Genomic DNA, 18,709 nt, shown 5'->3' with positions numbered 1-18,709 from the left:
GCTAGCGTGTCGTCGATCTCTTCTTGATGCAGTCCAAAGAGCGAGTTGCCGCGATCGTCGAACATGTGGGCTAGGATTGGCAGCATGAGCTTCGCACCCTCAGATGTCTCGACCTTGGACTTCCAAGCGGCAGGTGCCAGCTTTACGGCGTCCATGAAGCCTTCGCACCAGTCCATGGCGATTACGTGGCCTTCCTTCATCTGCCAGAATACTGGTTCGATAGGCTGAGATTGTTGCTCCAAGATCGAGTGGATTTCGTCGAACCGATCAGTAACTAGTTTCTTGATGTCGTCAGGCACGGCATCTGGATCTCCGAGAGCCGTTACCATCCAAACCTCCTCCGAGATCTCTTCCGGAAGACACGCCACGCCGGTCAGGAAGCCGTCTAGGTCTGAGATCGCCATCGAATTTTCGGGGGCGTTGTCGGAGGTGAGGTATTGGTCGAGTTTCTGAAGGGGATCCATCGGGCAGAAGGCTCCACAGGTGGATTGTTGGAATCATCTTCCGTTTTTTTGGCATCAGGACATCGCTCGATCAGCCACGGATCAAAGATAAAATCTGGCTGCGCCTCGGTGCTAGCCGTGGAGAACTGGAGTGCTTGTCTCGCCCTGCGTCTCTCCCATGAGGAAGTTCCGCCCGCGAGAAAACCCTAACTAATTGATTTATTGGCGCGCTGGGGAGGATTCGAACCCCCGACCCCTTGATTCGTAGTCAAGTACTCTATCCAACTGAGCTACCAGCGCGTGAGGCGGTCACATAGCTGCGGGGGCGGATGGGTGCAAGAGCAAAGCGCACGAAAGTCCGGAAATTCCCCAAGCCTCGCCTACGAAGACGCGCGCAGCGCTTCGTCCGGGCCGAGATCCTTCGGCAGGAAGACCTCGAAAGTCGTGCCCTCCGGCCCCGTGCTTTTCAACCGGAGCGCGCCGCCATGTCCGCGCACGAGTTCGGCGGAGATCGCGAGGCCGAGGCCCGTGCCGCCGCGGCGGGCACCGCCCTGAAAGGGCTGGAAGAGGTTGTCCTGCGCCTTCGGCGGCAGGCCCGGGCCGGTGTCAGACACGGTCAGCCGCCAGCCCCTGTCATCTTCCGTCGCCGCGACGCAGATCTCCCCCGGCTTTCCGGTGGCGAGGATCGCCTCGCGGGCGTTGCGCACCAGATTGGAGATCACCCGGAAGAGCTGCTCCGGGTCGCCACGCAGGATCATGCTGGAGGGCACATCTTCGGCGAAACTCACATCGGCGTCGCCCACCGCCAGCCGCTCGCTCTCGATCACATCATTGACCAGGCAGGCCGGCTGGATCCGCTCGAGTCGCGGCGCGGGTTCCTCCGCCTTGCCGAAGGCGAGAGTTGATTCACAGAGCGAGACGGCGCGGGAGATCGAGTTCACGAGCTTCGGCGCCGCGCGCTGGACAGCAGGATCGTGGCTGGTTTCCATGCGGTCGGCAAAGAGCTGGGCCGTGGTCAGGATGTTGCGCAGGTCGTGACTGATCTTGGCCACAGCGCCGCCGAGCTGCGCAAGTCGCTCCTTTTGGCGCAGCGCCCCCGTCAGGTCGGTCTGCATCGAGGCCAGCGCCTCCTCGGCCTCGCGCAGTTCGAGCACACTCGCGTCCGGCGCGATGATGCGGCGCGCATCCTCCGGCGCGGCGGCATAGCTCTTCATCGCAGTCACGAGGTGGCGGATCGGAGCGACGATGAAGCCGCGCACCGCGAGAAACAGTAGGAGCGCGGTGAAGATTGAGATCACCGCCGACAGCAGCAGGACGCGCAGGCCGAAATCGATCATCTCCATGCGCAGGATGTCGGTGGTCATGGTGACCTCGATCAGCAGACCCGCCTCGCGCACCGGCTCGCCGATCACCCGGATCACTTCCGTCTTCGGGTCGGCAAGACAGGCCAGCGCGTCGCGGATCAGTTCCCAGGCCGAGGCGTTGCGCAGATCGTAGGTGGCATAGATCGGTGCGGGAATGGGCGAGGAGAGGATCAGCTGGCGCATCTCGTCCCGCCGGAGCACGACGTTCAGCACACCGGCATTCGCCAGGAGCTCCACCTCCAGGTCCTCGTCGATCATGTCCTCGGTTGCCAGCAGCGCCAGCGACGCGATCTGCGCGCGCTCGAGTCGCGACAGCAGGAAATCCTCGCGGAAGCGGGCGATGGAGGGAACGAAAATCAGCACCTCGGCCAGCATGACGAACACCACCGTCAGGATCAGGAACCGGCCGGAGAGCGAATTGGCGAACATGGCAAGCGAAGCCTTACGGGATGTGGCGCTGGACGCGGGTAACCCATGCCCTGACCAGACAACTATCAAACAACATACGCGAGAAATAGGCACCCGTGGCGTGTTTGCCAATTTCCGCCAATGTTGGATAGGGCAGGACTGTGTTCGCCATGGCCTTCATTTTCAACCTGTTGGCGATCATGAGCGCCCAGGGCGCGATGAGGTCGCCGGCCGCGGCCCCGACGACGGCGGCACCGACCGGGCGGCCGCGATGCACCATGATCTTGACGAGGCCGTCGGTCCTGCCGGAAGCGATCGCCCGGTCGGCCCGGGAAAAGGGAACGCGGATGACCTCCAGCGACGCGCCATGCGCGCGCCGGGCCTCGGCCTCGGTCATCCCAACCTGCGCAATCTCGGGGTCGATATAGGTGACCCGCGGCAGATGCGCGGTGGCCGCCCGTGCCGGCAGCCCGAAGAGGATCGAGCGGGCCAGGACCGTGGCGTGGTAGCCGGCGGCATGGGTAAAACGCGGCTGCCCCGCAGCGGCATCGCCGATGGCGTAGACGCGGCGGTTGCTGCTGCGCAGACGCGCGTCGACGGACACGCCTTGGCTGTCGAAATCAACGCCGGCGGCGGTCAGGTTCAGGCGCTCGGTATTGGCGCTGCGTCCAGCTGCGACCAGCAGATCAGTTCCCCTGACCGGACCTGCCGAGGTCTCGAGCCGGATCGCTCCCTTCGTGCCCGTGGCCCGCTCGACTCGGGTCTCCTCGAGGATCTCCACCCCTTCCGCGCGCATCGCCTCCAGAGCCACCGCTGCGATCTCGGGATCTTCCGCCCCAAGCGCCCGCGCCGCCTCCATTACCGTCACCCGGCACCCCAGCCGCCTGTGCGCCTGCGCCATCTCCAGCCCGACCGGTCCGCCACCCAGAACCAGCAGGTGGTCCGGCCGCTCGCGCAGGTCGAACAGTGTCTCGTTGGTCACGATGGGAACCGAGGCAAGCCCGTCAATCGGTGGCACAATGGGACGGGAGCCGGTTGCGACGACGAAGCGGCGGGCGGAAATACGGGCCGCGCCTGCCTCCAACTCGGTGCCCGAGACGAAACGCCCCCAGGCGCGGATCACCCGGACGCCGAGGCCCTCGAACCGTTCCTGGCTGTCATGCGAAGCGATGGCATTGATGACGCGGCGGACATGCGCCATCGCGACGGCGTAGTCGATATCCGGCTCGATCGGCGCCACGCCGAGGCCCGCGCCGCGGCGCTGCGCTTCTGCGGCCGCCGCCGCGGCGATCAGCGCCTTGGACGGCACGCAGCCGTGGTTGAGGCAATCGCCGCCCATCTCGTCACCTTCCACGAGCACGACCTTCGCCCCCATCTGCGCCGCTCCCGCCGCCAGAGAGAGCCCGCCCGAGCCCGCCCCGATGATACAGAGGTCGGTCCTGAGCCGTTCCATGATTCAGGCGGCTCTGCGACGGCGGAGCGCGCGCAGGACAATCGGCAGGGCAGCGAGCGCAGACAGGCCAAGTAGCGGAGCGAGAATTTGCGGTTCGAAGACCACTCCGAGATCCGGGCGTTCGCCGCGCGTCAGAACGCTGCCAAGGCCCGCGCCCATCGACGTGTAGACGAACGCGCCCGGAAGGATGCCGAGAAACGTCGTGATCGCAAAACGTCCTGGCGGGACGCCGACCAGCGCCGGAAGGAAATTGGCGAGGAAGAAGGGCACGATGGGGACGAGGCGGATCAGGAAGAGCATCTCCCACTGGTTTGCGTCGATCCCCGCCTTGATTCGTTTCACCTGACCGTCCGATGCGTCCATCCGCGCCGCGAGCCGTGAGCCAAAGCCAAAGCGCGCGGCGGCGAAGATCGCCAGCGCCCCGAGGCTTGCGGCCATGACGTTGTAGAGCACGCCCGGAAAAGTGCCGAACAGGAAGCCGCCGACAAGCGTGGAAAGCGTGGCGCCCGGCAGGCTGAAGGCGACTATGACGAAGTAAACCGCAAGGAACAGACTGAGCGTGACGGCGTAGTGGCTGTCGCGCAGCGCGAGGAGGTCCAGGCGATGCTCGGCCAGCGCCTCGAAGCTCAGGAGATCGCCCAGCAGCACGGCACCGGCGACGCCGCCGAGCGCGAGCAACGCCAGCGGAAGCAGACGCAGCGTCGCCGGCGCAGCATTGCTTGTCGTCTCGGACATCGGATTCGTCACCTCTCCCCTCATGCCGCCAAGATGCGGTTTCGCCGCGCGTGACGACAGCCCCTTCACGCCCGCTTGATAGAAGGGCATGTGTTTCGTGATCCACAGCGGGTGTTCCTCGCAACCCTGATATCGTTCTGGCCGGGAAGGCACCGGTTGGTGCAGATTTCCGCGCGGGTGAATTGACTTGGCTGCGAAACTCGCCTAATCGGCGTTCTTCAAGTTGCCCGCGCCTTCGAATCCGCCGCCGGATTTGGGCCGAAGACCGACATTCACGGAGACGAAGCGATGAAACGCACTTTTCAGCCGTCCAACCTGGTCCGCAAGCGCCGCCACGGCTTCCGCGCCCGCATGGCGACCAAGGCAGGCCGCAAGATCCTGAACGCCCGCCGCGCCCGCGGCCGGAAGTCGCTCAGCGCCTGATCCGGGGGGCCGATGCTGGCCACCCTGACCAAGCGTGCCGATTTTCTCGCCGCCGCCCGCGCGGGGCGCGCCGGAACTCCCGGGTTCCTGCTGCAGGCCCGCAAACGTCGAGACACCGAGGCCGATCCGTCGCTCGTGCGGGTCGGCTTTACCTGTTCGAAGAAGGTCGGAAATGCCGTTGCCCGCAACCGCGCCAAACGCCGGCTGCGCGAGATTGCCCGCGCCGTGCTTCCCGAGGCGGGGCGGCCGGGCTGGGACTACGTGCTGATCGGCAGGGCCGGGGCAACAGCCGAACGCCCCTTTGCGTCGCTGCTCGAAGACCTGCGCACGGCCGTCGAGCGGGTCCACAGGCCGCCACGGAGCGGCGAATGAAACCCGTCGCCTGGCTCCTTTCGCAGCCGATCCGCGCCTACCGGCTGGTCTTCAGTCCCTGGGTCGGCTTCAACTGCCGCTATCAGCCCACCTGCTCTGCTTACGCGCTGGAAGCGCTGGCCAAACACGGCGCGCTGAAGGGCGGCTGGATGGCGCTCCGGAGGATCGCCCGATGCAACCCCTGGGGTTCCTGCGGCTACGACCCGGTGCCGGGAACCGACCCCGAGCATGACGCAGGGCATCACCACTAGGCGACGCGTGTGGTCGGATCAGCGCCTGCCTAGCCGCCGCGCCGCCGTGTCGGCGCCAGTCCGATGGCGACGCCGCCGAGGATCATCGCGGCGGCCAGGAGAGCGTACAAGGTGACCGACTCACCGAGAACGAGCGCTCCCAGCCCCAGAGCGATCGCCGGAGCCGAAAGTTGCGCCAGCGCGCCGCGCGTCGCTCCGAGGTCCGGCAACAACGAATACCACAGCGCATAGCCCAGAGCCGAGGTGATCCCGCCCGAAATGGCCGCCAGGGCGAGTCCACGCGTGCTCACTTCCAACACGTCGGGCCAGACCAGATGCGCGACGAGAACAACCGGGAGGCTATAGAGGAAGTTCCAGGCCGTCACCGAAAGCGGGTCCGAGATGCGCCGTCCCGCAAGCGAATAGATCCCCCAGCCGACCGCAGCGCAGGCCATGAGCAGCAACGCACCGGGCGGGACGGCGACGGGACCCTTCGGAAGGGTAAGAACCGCCAGCCCCGCCATGGAGAGCACCATTCCCGTCCAGCGGCGCGGTGGCGGCGTCTCGCCCTCCGCGAGCGCCCCGAGAAACATCGTGACCTGAACGCCGCCGAACAGGATCAGGGCGCCAAGACCGGCATCCATCGAGACATAAGCGAAGGAAAAACCGAGTAGATAGGTCGAGAGCCCGGCGATGGCAGCCGGCCGCGGCCGCGCCGGGCGCGGTAAGGACCGGCTCCGCAGGATCAGGAGCGCGGCCAGCACAGCCGCACCGCTGCCGACGCGAATTGCAGCGAACCCGCCCGGGCCAATCGCGCCTTCTGCAAGGGCGAGGCGGTTCAGCAGCGAGTTGGCGGCGAAGGCCACCATGGTCAGCGCCGTCAGCAGAAAGAGTTTCATGCGCGCCTCCCCTCTGCTCGCCGCGAGGCTTGAAGGCTCCGGCATTCGGGGCGAGTTGTCCAGCCCGTGCACGGATTCGGCCGCGTCACGCGCCCCCTTTGCCGGCGCCCCGCGATCTGCCATAGAGCCCCCATGTTCGACGATCCCGACGATATTCACCCGCTGTTCCACGGCGCTCCCGACACGACGGAGTTCCGCAAGCTCCGCAAACGCATCGTGCGGCAGACGCGCGAGGCGGTGGAGCAGTATGGAATGATCGAACGCGGCGCGCGCTGGCTGGTCTGCCTTTCCGGCGGCAAGGACAGCTACACGCTGCTCGCCGCGCTCCACGAACTCCAGTGGCGCGGCCTCCTGCCGGTGGAACTCCTCGCCTGCAACCTCGACCAGGGCCAGCCCGGCTTTCCGGCCACCGTTCTGCCCGAGTTCCTCGAGCGAATGGGCGTGCCGCACAGGATCGAGTATCAGGACACCTATTCCATCGTCATGGACAAGATCCCCGCGGGCCGCACCTATTGCGCGCTCTGTTCGCGCCTGCGCCGCGGCAACCTCTATCGGATCGCCCGCGAAGAGGGCTGCTCGGCGGTGGTGCTCGGCCATCACCGCGACGATATCCTCGAGACCTTCTTCATGAACCTCTTCCACGGCGGCCGGCTGGCCACCATGCCGCCCAAACTGGTGAACGAGGATGGAGACCTCTACGTCTACCGCCCGCTTGCCCATGTCGCCGAAGCCGACTGCGCCCGCTTCGCCCGGGCGATGGACTACCCGATCATCCCTTGCGACCTCTGCGGCAGCCAGGACGGGTTGCAGCGCCAGCAGGTCAAGGCAATTCTCGACGGCTGGGAGGCCAACCACCCCGGCCGGCGCAACAAGATCTTCCGCGCGCTGATGCATGCGCGACCGTCGCACCTTCTGGACCCGGAGCTCTTCGACTTTGCCGGGCTGACCCGCGGACAGGCCCAAAACGACGAAAATTGACGGTAAATGGCAGGGCCCCCTTAAGGATCTGATGAGTCCGACCCGCTAATTTCGGGACGATTTGCGCCGCGCGCGCCCATCGAGGAGCCAGCCATGGCCCGGACAGCGATTCGGATACACCGGATCAGGCGTCGCCTGAACCATGCCTTCCTTCGCCCCCAGACGCTGGCCTTCCTGCCCGCGCTGATGCTCGGCGGGTTCTGGTTTGGCGGCGAAGGGTTGCTGATGATCACGGCGGTGACCTTTCCCGGCGTGCTGCTCCTCGGCGGGTTGCTCGAAGGCGACCGAAACAAGGAACGGATGGATGGGCTCACCGGGCTGGCCAACCGGGAGCACCTGCTGGAAACTCTCGCCGGGCATCTCCACCATTTTGAAGGCCGCGGCCAGTCGACCATTGCGCTTGTGGTTCAGCTCGACGAGTTCGCCGAGGTGGCCGAGACGCTCGGAACAATTGGCGCCGAGGACGTGCTGCGCCTGTCAGCAGACCGGATCCTGGGCGCGATCCGGCCCGGCGACCTCGCCGGGCGGATGGTCGAGCATCGCTATGCGGTGGTTCTCGGCCCGATCCGACAGGCCAACATGGAGGTCGGACTGCGCGTCTCGGAACGGATCCAGGCCGCCATTGCCGAACCGATCAGCCTCGAAGGAGGGGCCGTCTATGTCACAGCGTCAGTCGGATTCTGTCTCGCACGGCGGGCACCGCGCCACACTGCCGAGTCGATTCTCGAGGCCGCGGAGATCGCCATGGACGAGGCCCGCCGAGCCGGACCGGGGTCGATCCGTTCCTATTCCGCGGAAATGGGTGACGCAGTCGAGGCGCGCCAATCCCTTTCGGAGGAGATCGTCGTCGCCTTCGAGAACGGCCAGATCCGGGCGTGGTTCCAGCCACAGATCTCGACAGACACCGGCCTGGTCACCGGCTTCGAGGCCCTCGCCCGCTGGGATCACCCGACACGCGGCGTTCTGCCGCCCTGTGACTTCATGGCCGCCGTCGAAGCCTCCGGCACTCTGGAGCGGCTGGGAGAAGTGATGCTGTTCCAGAGCCTCTCGGCGCTCAGGCTGTGGGACAAGTCGGGCTACCGGGTTCCGCGTATCGGGTTGAACTTTTCCGCCGCGGAACTCCGCAACCCGCGCCTCGCGGACAGGATCCGCTGGGAGCTCGACCGGTTCGACCTGACGCCGGACCGGCTGACCATCGAGGTGCGCCAAACCGTTGTGGCCGGGTCCTCCAGCGACATTGTTTCCGCCAATATCACCGCACTGGCGGGCCTTGGATGCGACGTGGACCTCGACGATTTCGGGATCGGCAACGCCTCGATCGCCAATATCCGGCGTTTTGCGGTCAACCGGATCAAGATCGATCAGAGCTTCGTTACCCGCGTGGACACCGACCGGACCCAGCAGAAGATGGTCGCGGCGATCCTGGCGATGGCCGAGCAGCTGGACCTCGCGACACTTGCCGAAGGTATCGAGACCCATGGCGAGCATGCGATGCTGGCGCAACTCGGATGCGGCAGCGTCCAGGGCTTCGGGATCGCCGCACCGATGCCCTTCGAGGACACGATGGCCTGGATGGACAAGCACATGAGCCGCGTGGGCCAGGCGCCCGAGATCGGCCGCCCGCCCGGGTGACCGCGCCCCAGACCCATCGGCGGTTCCCCGCCGCGGCGGCGTGGAATGCCGTCCACCGTCCTTCCAAACGGGATTCTGCTTGACGTTTCCGCTCGTGGCAGTTTGAACCTGCCCGAACCCAGAAGTCGGAAGGACGTCGGTGATCCCCTGATGGATGATCAGAACAAGAACCTCATTCTCGCCACGGCGCTCAGCTTTCTCGTGATCCTCGTCTGGTTCCTGCTGTTCCCGCCGCAAGAGCCGGTCGCACCCCCGCCGAGCGACGTCGCCACGAGCGAGACCGCCCCGCAAGGCAGCAGCGGCACGATCGCCACGGTGCCGCAGGCGGCCGAGCCCGGCGCACTCGGGCAATCGGCCCCCGCAGCCCTCGCTGAGGTCGTCGATGCGCCGCGCCTTAAGATCGAGACGCCGCGCCTCTCGGGCAGCATCTCGCTGGCAGGTGGCCGGATCGACAGCCTGCTGCTCACCGACTACCGCGTGACCCTCGCCGAGGACTCGCCCAACGTGCGCCTGCTCGAGCCCGTCGGTGACGGCTTGTCCTATTACGCGCTCTTCGGCTGGGCCCCTGGCTTCGGCCTCGAGCCGGGCGACGTGCCCGGGACCGACACGATCTGGAGCGTCGAGTCTGGCGAGACCCTGACCCCGGAGAGCCCGGTCACCCTGCGATGGGACAGCCCGTCGGGCCTGATCTTCCGCCGGGGCATCGCGATCGACGAGAACTACATGTTCACCGTCACCCAATCGGTGGAGAACCCAACCGACACCGCCCGACGCGCGGCGCCCTACGGCATCATCGCGCGCCACGGGCTGCCGGAACTTACCCGGTTCTTCATTCTCCACGAGGGCGTCGTCGGCATGGCAGACGGCGCGCTGACGGAGATGGACTACAAGGATTTCGAGGATTTCGACACCGATCCAGCGCTCGGCGTGCAGGCCGTGACGGTCGAGGGAGTCGATGACGGCTGGATCGGCTTCACCGACAAATACTGGATGACCACGCTGATCCCGGCGGCCGGCCAGACCCACAAGCAAGTGATGCTGTTCCAGCCGGGACCGCAGATCTACCAGACACAGACGATCTCCCCCTCGATCGACATCGGACCGGGCCAGCAGGTCGTTCAGCAGACCATGCTCTTTGCCGGCGCCAAGGAATGGGACACGATTCGCGACTACCAGAACGACGACGGCATCACGGGATTCCTCGATTCCATCGACTGGGGCTGGTTCTTCTTCCTCACCAAGCCGATCTTCGTCGTGCTGCATTGGCTGCACGGCGTGATCGGCAACATGGGCTGGTCGATCATCGCCCTGACGCTGTTCCTCAAGACGCTTCTTTTCCCGCTGGCCTACAAGTCCTACACCTCCATGGCGAAGATGAGGGAACTCCAACCGGAGATGGAGAAGCTGAAGGAGCGCGCCGGCGACGACCGGCAGAAACTCCAGAAGGAGATGATGGAGCTCTACAAGAAGGAGAAGGTGAACCCCGCCTCGGGCTGCTTGCCGATCCTCTTGCAGATCCCGATCTTCTTCTCGCTCTACAAGGTGATCTTCGTCACCATCGAGCTCCGGCAGGCGCCCTGGATCGGCTATATCCGGGACCTCTCGGCGCCCGACCCTTCCTCGATCTTCAACCTCTTCGGCCTTCTGCCCTATACGGTGCCCGATCTCGGCGCGCTCAGCATCCTGTCGCTCGGCATCATGCCGATACTGCTTGGCATCTCGATGTGGATGCAGCAGAAGCTGAACCCGGCTCCGACTGACCCCACCCAGCAGATGATCTTCGCCTGGATGCCCTGGATCTTCATGTTCATGCTGGGAAGCTTCGCCAGCGGGCTGGTGCTCTACTGGATCACCAACAACACGCTGACCTTTATGCAGCAATACACGATCATGCGCCGCCACGGGTACAAGCCTGACGTCTTTGGCAACATCAGGTCGAGTTTCAAGCGCAAGAAGCCCGACACGAAATGACCAGCACCACCGGCCGACTGGCGCATATCTTCCGCCATCCGATCAAGTCGATCGGGTGGGAGGCGCTTGCCGAGGTGGAACTCTCTGCCGGCGAAACGTTGCCGTTCGACCGCCACTGGGCCGTGGCCCACGACGCCGCCCGTTTCGGGGGCACTTCGGGTGGCTGGCAGGACAAGCGGAACTTTGTCCGGGGTGTCGCCGGACCGCAGCTCATGGCCGTGCGCGCGGCGCTCTCCTCGGATGGTCAAAAGGTGCGCCTGAACCATCACCAGCGGCCGGAGATCGAGATCGCCCCCGATGCACCGGGAGAGTCCGATAGGCTCGTCGCCTGGCTGGCTCCGCTCTGGCCAGACACACGCCCGGCCGCCGCCCGCATCGTGACGGCCGGCGCCCAGGCCATGACGGACGTGCCCGATCCGTTCGTGGCGCTCCTAAACCTCGCCTCGCTCCGCGCCCTCGGCGAGATGCTGGACCGCACGCTGTCGGTCCATCGGTTTCGCGGGAACCTCTGGGTCGACGGCGTCGCTCCCTGGGCGGAAAGCGGCTGGATCGGCAAGGAGATCCGCATCGGTTCGGCCGGCCTGCGCATTGAAGCGCCGATCACCCGCTGCAACGCCACCAAGGTCGATCCCGAAACCGGCCAGGTGGACGCCGACACGCTCGGCGCCCTGAGCGCAGCCTTCGGCCACCGGGATTTCGGCGTCTACGCGACCGTCATCAACAGCGGCACCGTTCGGCCGGGCGACGAGGTCGCGGCACCATGACGGAACTCCCATTCCCGATCGCCGACGCACCTGACGCGGCAGCGCTCGAACGCGGGCGCAAGCTCTTCGCGGGAAGCTGCACCTTCCTGAAGGGCGTCGTCGCGATGTCCGGCCTGCCGCCGGCAGACCGGGTCGAGATCTGTTTCGCAGGCCGTTCGAATGTGGGAAAGTCGAGCCTGATCAACGCGCTCACCGGCCAGAAGTCGCTCGCGCGTGCCTCCAACACGCCGGGCCGGACGCAGGAGATCAACTTCTTCACCCTCGCGGAGAGCCATTTCATCGTCGACCTGCCGGGCTATGGCTTTGCCAAGGCGCCGGTTGCGGTGGTGGCGAAATGGCAGGCGTTGCTGAAGGCCTATCTTGCCGGCCGGCCGACGCTGCGCCGTGCCTTCGTGCTGATCGACGCGCGACACGGGATCAAGGCGGTGGACGAGGAGATCCTCACGCTGCTCGACACCTCCGCCGTGCCGTTTCAGGTCGTCCTGACCAAGGCGGACAAGGTCAAGGCGAAGGAGCGCGAGGCGGTGTTGTCGCAGGTGCGCAAGGCGCTGCAGCCGCATCCCGCGGCATTCCCCGAGCTTGTCGTCACCTCCGCCGAGACGGGTGACGGGCTTCCGGTCCTGCGCAGCACTATCGCCTCGCTCGCCGACAGCTGAGCCTGCCCGGCGCCCTTTGCCCTTGGCAGCCGGTCCGGCCGGGCGTATCAGAACAGCCCAACCAACCCCGAGCCTCATCGATGAAGAAGCAGAACATGAACCGCGACTGGATCGCCACCGCCCGGACCCTGTCCGAGGCCCTCCCATATCTCCAGCGCTATACCGGCGCGACCGTGGTCATCAAGTTCGGCGGCCATGCGATGGGCGATGCGACGCAGATGGCGGGATTCGCGCGCGACGTGGTCCTGATGAACCAGGTCGGCGTGCATCCGGTGATCGTCCATGGCGGCGGGCCGATGATCAACGCGCTGCTCGAAAAGCTCGAAATCAAGAGCGAATTCGTCAATGGCAAGCGCGTGACCGACGAAGCCACGATGGAAGTGGTCGAGATGGTGCTTTCGGGGCTTGTGAACAAGCGGATCGTGCAGGCGATCAACCAGGAGGGGGGCCGGGCGGTCGGCATTTCCGGCAAGGATGCCAACATGATGGTCTGCGATCCCGTGGACCCGGCGCTCGGCCTGGTGGGCCAACCGGTCGAGGTCACGCCGGACCTGATCCGTCAGATGCATGCGCATAACATCATCCCCGTGGTTGCGCCCCTTGGTACCGGACGCGACGGCGAGACCTTTAACGTCAACGGCGACACGGCAGCGGGTGCCATCGCCGGAGCGCTCCGCGCCGACCGGCTGCTGCTCCTGACCGATGTCGAGGGGGTCAAGGACGCCGAGGGCGCGGTGATCACCGCGCTGACCATCGATTCCGTGGAGCGGCTGACCGCGGAGGGCGTGATCGCCGGCGGGATGATCCCGAAGACCGAGACCGCTCTCGCCGCGATCCGCGACGGCGTGCGCGCGGTGGTGATCCTCGACGGGCGCGCGCCCAATGCCTGCCTGCTGGAGCTCTTTACCGACCACGGCGCAGGCTCGATGATCCGCGCCGAGTGAAGCACCGCCCGCGGTCGCTAACGCGACGGAACGGGACCCGTTCCTGCCGAGCCGCACACGGCTGTCCCGGCACAATCGCCTTGACACTCCGGCTGGGTCGGATTGCATGGGGCAGGTCGGCGCGCCGCGCAGGCCCGGCCAGCCAGCGCCCGAGACGGAGTCCGGCGCCGTCGGCCTTCCAGATATGCGCATTGCACGGACCGAGATGAAACGCCTGATTCTGCTCCGCCACGCCAAGTCCAGCTGGGTGAACCCCGAGCTGGACGATATCGACCGACCGCTCAACAAGCGTGGCAAGCGCAGCGCCAAGGCACTCGGACATTGGCTCAGGAGCAATCACGCTCGTCCGGAACAGGTCTTCTGTTCATCGGCACGGCGCACGCGGGAAACCTGGGAGGAGCTGAAACTGCCGGGCGAACCGGAGCTGCGTCACGACCTCTACCATGCAAGTCCCGACACCATGATGGACGTGCTCCGGACGGCGGAGGCGCGCTGCGTGATGATGATCGGGCACAATCCGGGCATCGCGCTGCTCGCGCAGACGATCGTGGCGGAGGCGCCGGAGCATGCAAGGTTCGGTGACTTTCCGACCGGTTCGCTGCTGATTGCCGATTTCGGGATCAAGAAATGGACCAAGCTGACTGGTCACAGCGGCAGTGTCGTCACGTTCCTGACTCCGCATGACCTGATCGAAACCGCCGACTGAGCGCACCGCAGCGCACCGCACAAAAGCGGTGGGCAAGTTGCTCCGACGCCCCTGCCCCTCGCCGTTCGCTCAGTGCCCGAGGATCTGGCTCAGGAAGAGCTTGGTGCGCTCGTGCTGCGGGTTATTGAAGAACTCTCTCGGCTCGTTCTGCTCGACGATCTGCCCTTGGTCCATGAAAATGACCCGGTTCGCGACCGCCTGAGCGAAGCCCATCTCGTGCGTCACGCAGAGCATGGTCATGCCTTCCTCGGCGAGCTCCACCATGGTGTCGAGCACTTCCTTGATCATCTCCGGGTCGAGCGCCGAGGTCGGCTCGTCGAACAGCATGATGCGCGGCCGCATGCAGAGCGAGCGGGCGATGGCCACACGCTGTTGCTGACCGCCCGAGAGCTGGCCCGGGTATTTGAGCGCCTGCTCGGGGATCTTGACCTTCTCGAGGAAATGCATCGCCGTCGCCTCGGCTTCCTTGCGCGGTACCTTGCGTACCCAGATCGGCGCAAGGGTGCAGTTCTCGAGGATCGTCAGGTGCGGAAAGAGGTTGAAGTGCTGGAACACCATCCCGACCTCGGACCGGATCTTGTCGATGTTTTTCAGATCCGAGGAAAGTTCCGTGCCGTCGACGACGATCTCGCCGGCCTGATGCTCTTCCAGGCGGTTGATGCAGCGAATGAGCGTCGACTTGCCCGAGCCCGACGGGCCGGCGATGACGATGCGCTCGCCGCGATAGACCGTCAGGTTGATGTCGCGCAGCACGTGGAAGGTCCCGTACCACTTGTTCATGTGGGTGATCTGGATAGCCACCTCATCGGAGACCTGCATATGCGAGCGGTCGATTTCGCGTTCCGCGGCGATGTCGGACATTGGCGGTCTCCTCAGCGGTGGCCGGTCCGGAGCTTGCGCTCCAGGAACATGGAATAGCGGGACATGGAGAAGCAGAAGATGAAGAACATCAGCGCGATGAAACCATAGAGTTCCCAGACGATGCCGTTCCAGGACTGGTCGGCACGGATTGAGTTGGAGAGCCCGATCGGGTCGAGAAGGCCGATGATCGAAACCAGCGTCGTGTCCTTGAAGACGCCGATGAAGGTCGAGACGATACCGGGAATCGAGATCTTCAGCGCCTGCGGCATGATGATCAGCCGCTGCGCCAGCCAGAAGTCGAGGCCGAGCGCGTCGGCAGCTTCATACTGACCCTTGGGAAGGGCCGCGAGGCCGCCTCGCACCACCTCGGCCATGTAGGCGGAGGCGAAGAGCGTGACCATGATGATGACGCGCAGGATAATGTCGAAATCGGTGCCCGGCGGCATGAAGATGTTCAGAAGCGTCGAGGCCACGAAGAGCAGCGTGATCAGCGGCACGCCGCGGATGAACTCGATGAAGCCCACAGAGAGCGAACGGACGATGAAGAGGTTCGATTGCCGCCCGAGCGCCAGCACGATGCCGATCGGCAGGGAGATGGCGATGGCGACCACGCCGATGGTGATCGACAACATGAAGCCGCCGAAATTCCGGCTCTCGACCGGCTCAAGCGCCAGCGGCAGGACCGAGGCGACGGCTTCGGAGACAGGTCCGGCGAGGAACAGCCACCAGATGACCGGCACCAGGACGGCGAGGATCATCGCCGCGAGGCCACCGAGCGCCGCCTTGGCGAGCTTGTGGGCGAGGTAGCCGAGACCGAAGCCGAGCGCCGCAACGACGGGTCCCCAAACCGTGCCGCCCCAGAGCAGCCAGGGCATCAGGAACGGGTAGAGCGCCGAGAAGATCAGCATCTTGCGCGGCAGGCCGGTAAAGAGGACCGGCGCCACGGCGACGATCAGCAACAAGAAGTCGAGCACAACCCGCCAATACAGCTCGCTTGGGTAGAAGCCGAAGAGCAGCTGAAGCCAGCGCTCCCGGATCACGCCCCAGCAGGCGCCCGACGCGCCTTCGAGGATCTCCCGGCATTCGCTCAGTGAACTGGCCTGCCAGGTTGGCGAAATCAGCCAGGGGATCAGCGCGGCAATGACCGAATAGACCAGGGCGAGCGACAGGACACTTAGGATTGCGTTCAGGGGTGAGGAGAACAGGTTCTGGCGGACCCAGCCGGCGGCACCGGAAGACGCAGCGGGCGGTTCCAGCTGTTCGATCATTGCGCCGCGGACGTAGTGAACATTTGCCATCCTACCGCTCCACCAGTTTGACGCGTTGGTTGTACCAGTTCATGACCGCCGAGATCGAAAGCGAGATGAGCAGGTAGACGAGCATCAGCAGCAGCACGCATTCGAGCTCGCGGCCTGTCTGGTTCATAGTAATGCCGCCGAGGGTTCCGGTGATGTCCATGTAGCCCACGGCGATCGCCAGGGAGGAGTTCTTGGTAAGGTTGAGATATTGCGAGATCAGCGGCGGGATGATGACCCGGAGCGCCTGCGGCAGGATCACCAGGCTCATGATCCGGCCCGAGCGCAGGCCGAGCGCCGCGGCAGCCTCGGTCTGTCCGCTGGAGATCGCGAGGATGCCGGCGCGGACGATCTCGGCGATGAAGGCCGCCGTGTAGAGCGAGAGCGCCAGCCAGAGCGCGATCAGCGAATTCCGCAGATAGACGCCGTCCTGGAAGTTGAAGCCCTTGAGCTCCGGTCGACCGAGGTGAAACCCGAGTGCGATGAGCAGCGCGAGGGTCGGTAGGATGATAACCCCGAGCCGGAGATACCACGTTGTCGGACGGTCGCCCGTCTCGTTTTGGATCCGCTCGGCGCGGTGGGCAATCCTGTTGGAAGCGTAGAGGCCGGCGCCAAAGACCAGCAGCACCGCCAGCAGGTCGAGGCTGACCTGGAATCGACCGCAAGCATCGCCGATCTCGCCGATCTCTCCGACCTCGCAGGCCGGACTTGTCCGGTCAGCCATGACCGGGAAGTCGCCGAGCCCGCGGCTGAAGAGCGGCTCCGGGATGTAGACACCGCGGTTGGTGATCGCCACGGTATCGAAGAGCACCATCGACGCCGCGGGATCGTCGCCGCGGAAATCCTTCGGAGCCGGTAATGTCTCGATCAGGATCGCCATTGTGAAGACGATCCAGAGCAACACGGGCACGTTGCGGAACATCTCGACATAGACGGTCATCAGCTTTGCGACGAGCCAGTTGTTCGAGAGCCGCAATACGCCGACGAAGAGGCCGATCACTGTCGCTGTGATGCAGCCCATTGCCGCGACGAGCAGCGTGTTCAGCAACCCGATGAAGGCGGCGCGCAGATGCGTGGATTGCGAACTGTAGTCCAGCAGCCGCTGGTTGATATCATAGCCGGCCGGGTCGCTCAGGAATCCGAAGCCCGTGGATTTGCCCTGTGCGGCCAGGTTGTAGATCGTGTTGTTGATCAGCCAGGCGGCGAAGACCATGAACCCGAAAAGCGCGATGATCTGGATGGTCAACGAGCGGTAGCGGGTGTCGTAGATCAGCATGCCGAGCCTGAACGACTCCTTCCTGGGGTCGGTCAGTGTTGCCATGAAGATACCTGCGGCTTGGCGAGCACCCCCGCGCGGGTCTTGCTCCCCGCGCGTTTGGTCCCGATTGGTCTTGTCGTCGGAAAACAAGGAAGGGCGCGGTTGGTGCCGCGCCCTTGTGTTACGACCCTAGCGGAACGGCGGCGCGTACATCAGGCCCCCGGACGTCCATTGCGCGTTCAGGCCGCGCGCCAGACCGATCGGGGTCGCCTCGCCGATATTCTTCTCGAAGATCTCGCCGTAGTTGCCGCCAGCCGAGATCGCCTTGACGGCCCAATCGGGCTGCAGGCCGAGCATTTCACCGAGCGTGCCCTCGGTGCCCAGCAGGCGGTTGATCTCCGGGTTGCTGCCCGGTGCGGACGCCAGTTCGGCCACGTTGGCCGAGGTGACGCCAAGCTCCTCTGCGGCGATGAGCGCATTCAGCGTCCAGCGCACCACGTCGCCCCATTCATTGTCGCCATGGCGAACGAGCGGGCCAAGCGGCTCCTTGGAGATGATCTCCGGCAGGATGATGTGGTTGGCCGAGTCCTCGAAGGTGGCACGGTTGGCGGCGAGAGCGGACGCATCCGTGGTGTAGGAGTCGCAGGCTCCGGCCAGATACTGCTGCTGCGCCTCCGCTTCCGTCTCGATCGGAACAGGATCGTAGTCCATGTTGTTGATGCGGAAGAAGTCGGCGAGGTTCAGCTCGGTGGTCGTTCCGGTCTGAATGCAGATGGTTGCCCCGTCGAGTTCCTTGGCCGAGGACACGCCAAGATCCTTGCGAACGATGAAGCCCTGTCCATCGTAATAGTTCACGCCGGTAAACTCGAATTTCAGGTCGACGTCGCGAGTGAAGGTCCAGGTGGTGTTCCGAGCCAGCACGTCGATTTCACCCGACGCCAGCGCGGTGAACCGTGTCTTTGCCGTCGTGGGGACGAACTCGATCGCGTTCGGGTCGTCCAGAACGGCGGCGGCGATCGCGCGGCAAACCGCGACGTCGAAACCGCCCCATTCGCCGTTGGCGTCGGGTGCTGCGAAACCCACCAGGCCGGCATTGACACCACAGTTGAGCTTCCCGCGAGTCTTTACCTCGTCCAGCAGACCGGCGGCGGCGACGGATGCCGACATGCCGGCAAGCGCCAGAACCCCAACGAATACGGTCTTGTTCATGTGTACCTCTTCCTGATGGCCCCCGGTCCGCCCAGGACCTGGGTCTCTTATTTTTCTGGGCCAGCGGCGCGAACGGAGTGGTCGTCGGAATGGCCCGCTCTCTCAGCG

Annotated in this window: 19 protein-coding genes and 1 tRNA gene; 10 read left to right on the top strand and 10 right to left on the bottom strand. The window is 65.2% G+C overall.

From position 1 onward, the window contains the following. From EU800_RS14725 to EU800_RS14705, 5 genes are all read right to left on the bottom strand, one after another. On the bottom strand, positions 1–464 hold a 464-nt coding region (locus EU800_RS14725), incomplete at its 3' end, for a UPF0149 family protein (RefSeq protein ID WP_129633681.1). Positions 465–666: 202 nt separating this feature from the next. Beyond that, a tRNA-Arg gene (locus tag EU800_RS14720) sits at positions 667–743 on the bottom strand. Positions 744–823: 80 nt separating this feature from the next. Further along, complete coding sequence (locus EU800_RS14715; protein ID WP_129633679.1) at positions 824–2,236, bottom strand: ATP-binding protein; 1,413 nt, start codon at positions 2,234–2,236, stop codon at positions 824–826. Between the two features lie 13 nt (positions 2,237–2,249). After that, positions 2,250–3,668, bottom strand: coding sequence for an NAD(P)/FAD-dependent oxidoreductase (locus tag EU800_RS14710; RefSeq protein WP_129633677.1), 1,419 nt, complete (start codon positions 3,666–3,668; stop codon positions 2,250–2,252). Between the two features lie 3 nt (positions 3,669–3,671). Beyond that, on the bottom strand, positions 3,672–4,403 hold the full coding sequence (locus tag EU800_RS14705; RefSeq protein ID WP_129633693.1) for a TVP38/TMEM64 family protein: 732 nt from the start codon (positions 4,401–4,403) through the stop codon (positions 3,672–3,674). Positions 4,404–4,691: 288 nt separating this feature from the next. Between EU800_RS14705 and rpmH the strand changes: the two genes are divergently transcribed. Genes rpmH through yidD form a run of 3 tightly spaced genes read left to right on the top strand, consistent with a single transcriptional unit; the run spans position 4,692 to position 5,449 of the window. Continuing rightward, entirely contained in the window at positions 4,692–4,826 is a 135-nt protein-coding gene (gene rpmH / locus EU800_RS14700) for a 50S ribosomal protein L34 (protein WP_012177012.1), read from the top strand. A gap of 12 nt (positions 4,827–4,838) precedes the next feature. Then, positions 4,839–5,198: a ribonuclease P protein component gene (rnpA, locus tag EU800_RS14695; RefSeq protein ID WP_129633675.1), complete on the top strand. Its 360-nt coding sequence runs from the start codon at positions 4,839–4,841 to the stop codon at positions 5,196–5,198. Next, positions 5,195–5,449, top strand: coding sequence for a membrane protein insertion efficiency factor YidD (gene yidD / locus EU800_RS14690; protein ID WP_129633673.1), 255 nt, complete (start codon positions 5,195–5,197; stop codon positions 5,447–5,449). The genes rnpA and yidD overlap by 4 nt, the downstream gene beginning before the upstream one ends. A gap of 29 nt (positions 5,450–5,478) precedes the next feature. On the opposite strand, the gene EU800_RS14685 is transcribed toward yidD, so the two are convergent. After that, entirely contained in the window at positions 5,479–6,327 is an 849-nt protein-coding gene (locus tag EU800_RS14685) for a DMT family transporter (protein ID WP_129633671.1), read from the bottom strand. 132 nt (positions 6,328–6,459) lie between these two features. On the opposite strand from EU800_RS14685, the gene ttcA reads away from it, so the two are divergent. The 7 genes from ttcA (at position 6,460) to EU800_RS14650 (ending at position 13,978) form a co-directional block, all read left to right on the top strand. Beyond that, complete coding sequence (gene ttcA / locus EU800_RS14680; RefSeq protein WP_129633669.1) at positions 6,460–7,305, top strand: tRNA 2-thiocytidine(32) synthetase TtcA; 846 nt, start codon at positions 6,460–6,462, stop codon at positions 7,303–7,305. A gap of 93 nt (positions 7,306–7,398) precedes the next feature. Further along, on the top strand, positions 7,399–8,937 hold the full coding sequence (locus EU800_RS14675; protein ID WP_129633667.1) for a bifunctional diguanylate cyclase/phosphodiesterase: 1,539 nt from the start codon (positions 7,399–7,401) through the stop codon (positions 8,935–8,937). Positions 8,938–9,087: 150 nt separating this feature from the next. After that, positions 9,088–10,908, top strand: coding sequence for a membrane protein insertase YidC (gene yidC / locus EU800_RS14670; RefSeq protein ID WP_129633665.1), 1,821 nt, complete (start codon positions 9,088–9,090; stop codon positions 10,906–10,908). Continuing rightward, the gene (locus EU800_RS14665) at positions 10,905–11,672 is read left to right on the top strand and encodes an MOSC domain-containing protein (protein ID WP_129633663.1); all 768 of its coding nucleotides are present in this window, start codon (positions 10,905–10,907) and stop codon (positions 11,670–11,672) included. Before yidC ends, EU800_RS14665 begins: the two co-directional genes overlap by 4 nt. Beyond that, positions 11,669–12,328, top strand: a complete 660-nt coding sequence (gene yihA / locus EU800_RS14660; RefSeq protein ID WP_129633661.1) for a ribosome biogenesis GTP-binding protein YihA/YsxC — start codon at positions 11,669–11,671, stop codon at positions 12,326–12,328. The genes EU800_RS14665 and yihA overlap by 4 nt, the downstream gene beginning before the upstream one ends. An 80-nt stretch (positions 12,329–12,408) precedes the next feature. After that, complete coding sequence (argB, locus tag EU800_RS14655) at positions 12,409–13,272, top strand: acetylglutamate kinase (RefSeq protein WP_129633659.1); 864 nt, start codon at positions 12,409–12,411, stop codon at positions 13,270–13,272. Between the two features lie 205 nt (positions 13,273–13,477). Next, a complete protein-coding gene (locus EU800_RS14650) occupies positions 13,478–13,978 on the top strand; it encodes a histidine phosphatase family protein (RefSeq protein WP_129633657.1) in 501 nt (166 codons plus the stop codon). A 69-nt stretch (positions 13,979–14,047) separates the two neighbouring features. On the opposite strand, the gene EU800_RS14645 is transcribed toward EU800_RS14650, so the two are convergent. The 4 genes from EU800_RS14645 to EU800_RS14630 all read right to left on the bottom strand — a co-directional run bounded on the left by EU800_RS14645 (position 14,048) and on the right by EU800_RS14630 (position 18,601). Beyond that, a complete protein-coding gene (locus tag EU800_RS14645; protein WP_129633655.1) occupies positions 14,048–14,839 on the bottom strand; it encodes an amino acid ABC transporter ATP-binding protein in 792 nt (263 codons plus the stop codon). Between the two features lie 11 nt (positions 14,840–14,850). Then, positions 14,851–16,137, bottom strand: a complete 1,287-nt coding sequence (locus EU800_RS14640) for an amino acid ABC transporter permease (RefSeq protein WP_129633653.1) — start codon at positions 16,135–16,137, stop codon at positions 14,851–14,853. A gap of 1 nt (position 16,138) precedes the next feature. Continuing rightward, positions 16,139–17,455, bottom strand: a complete 1,317-nt coding sequence (locus EU800_RS14635; RefSeq protein ID WP_129633651.1) for an amino acid ABC transporter permease — start codon at positions 17,453–17,455, stop codon at positions 16,139–16,141. A gap of 126 nt (positions 17,456–17,581) precedes the next feature. Further along, positions 17,582–18,601 (bottom strand): amino acid ABC transporter substrate-binding protein, encoded by a 1,020-nt coding sequence (locus EU800_RS14630; protein ID WP_129633649.1) that lies wholly within the window; start codon positions 18,599–18,601, stop codon positions 17,582–17,584. Positions 18,602–18,709: the final 108 nt, after the last annotated feature.

The sequence above is a fragment of the Tropicimonas sp. IMCC6043 genome (genome assembly GCF_004146235.1).
In the GTDB taxonomy this organism is placed as follows: domain Bacteria; phylum Pseudomonadota; class Alphaproteobacteria; order Rhodobacterales; family Rhodobacteraceae; genus Tropicimonas.
This window is presented reverse-complemented; position numbering and strand designations above follow the sequence as displayed.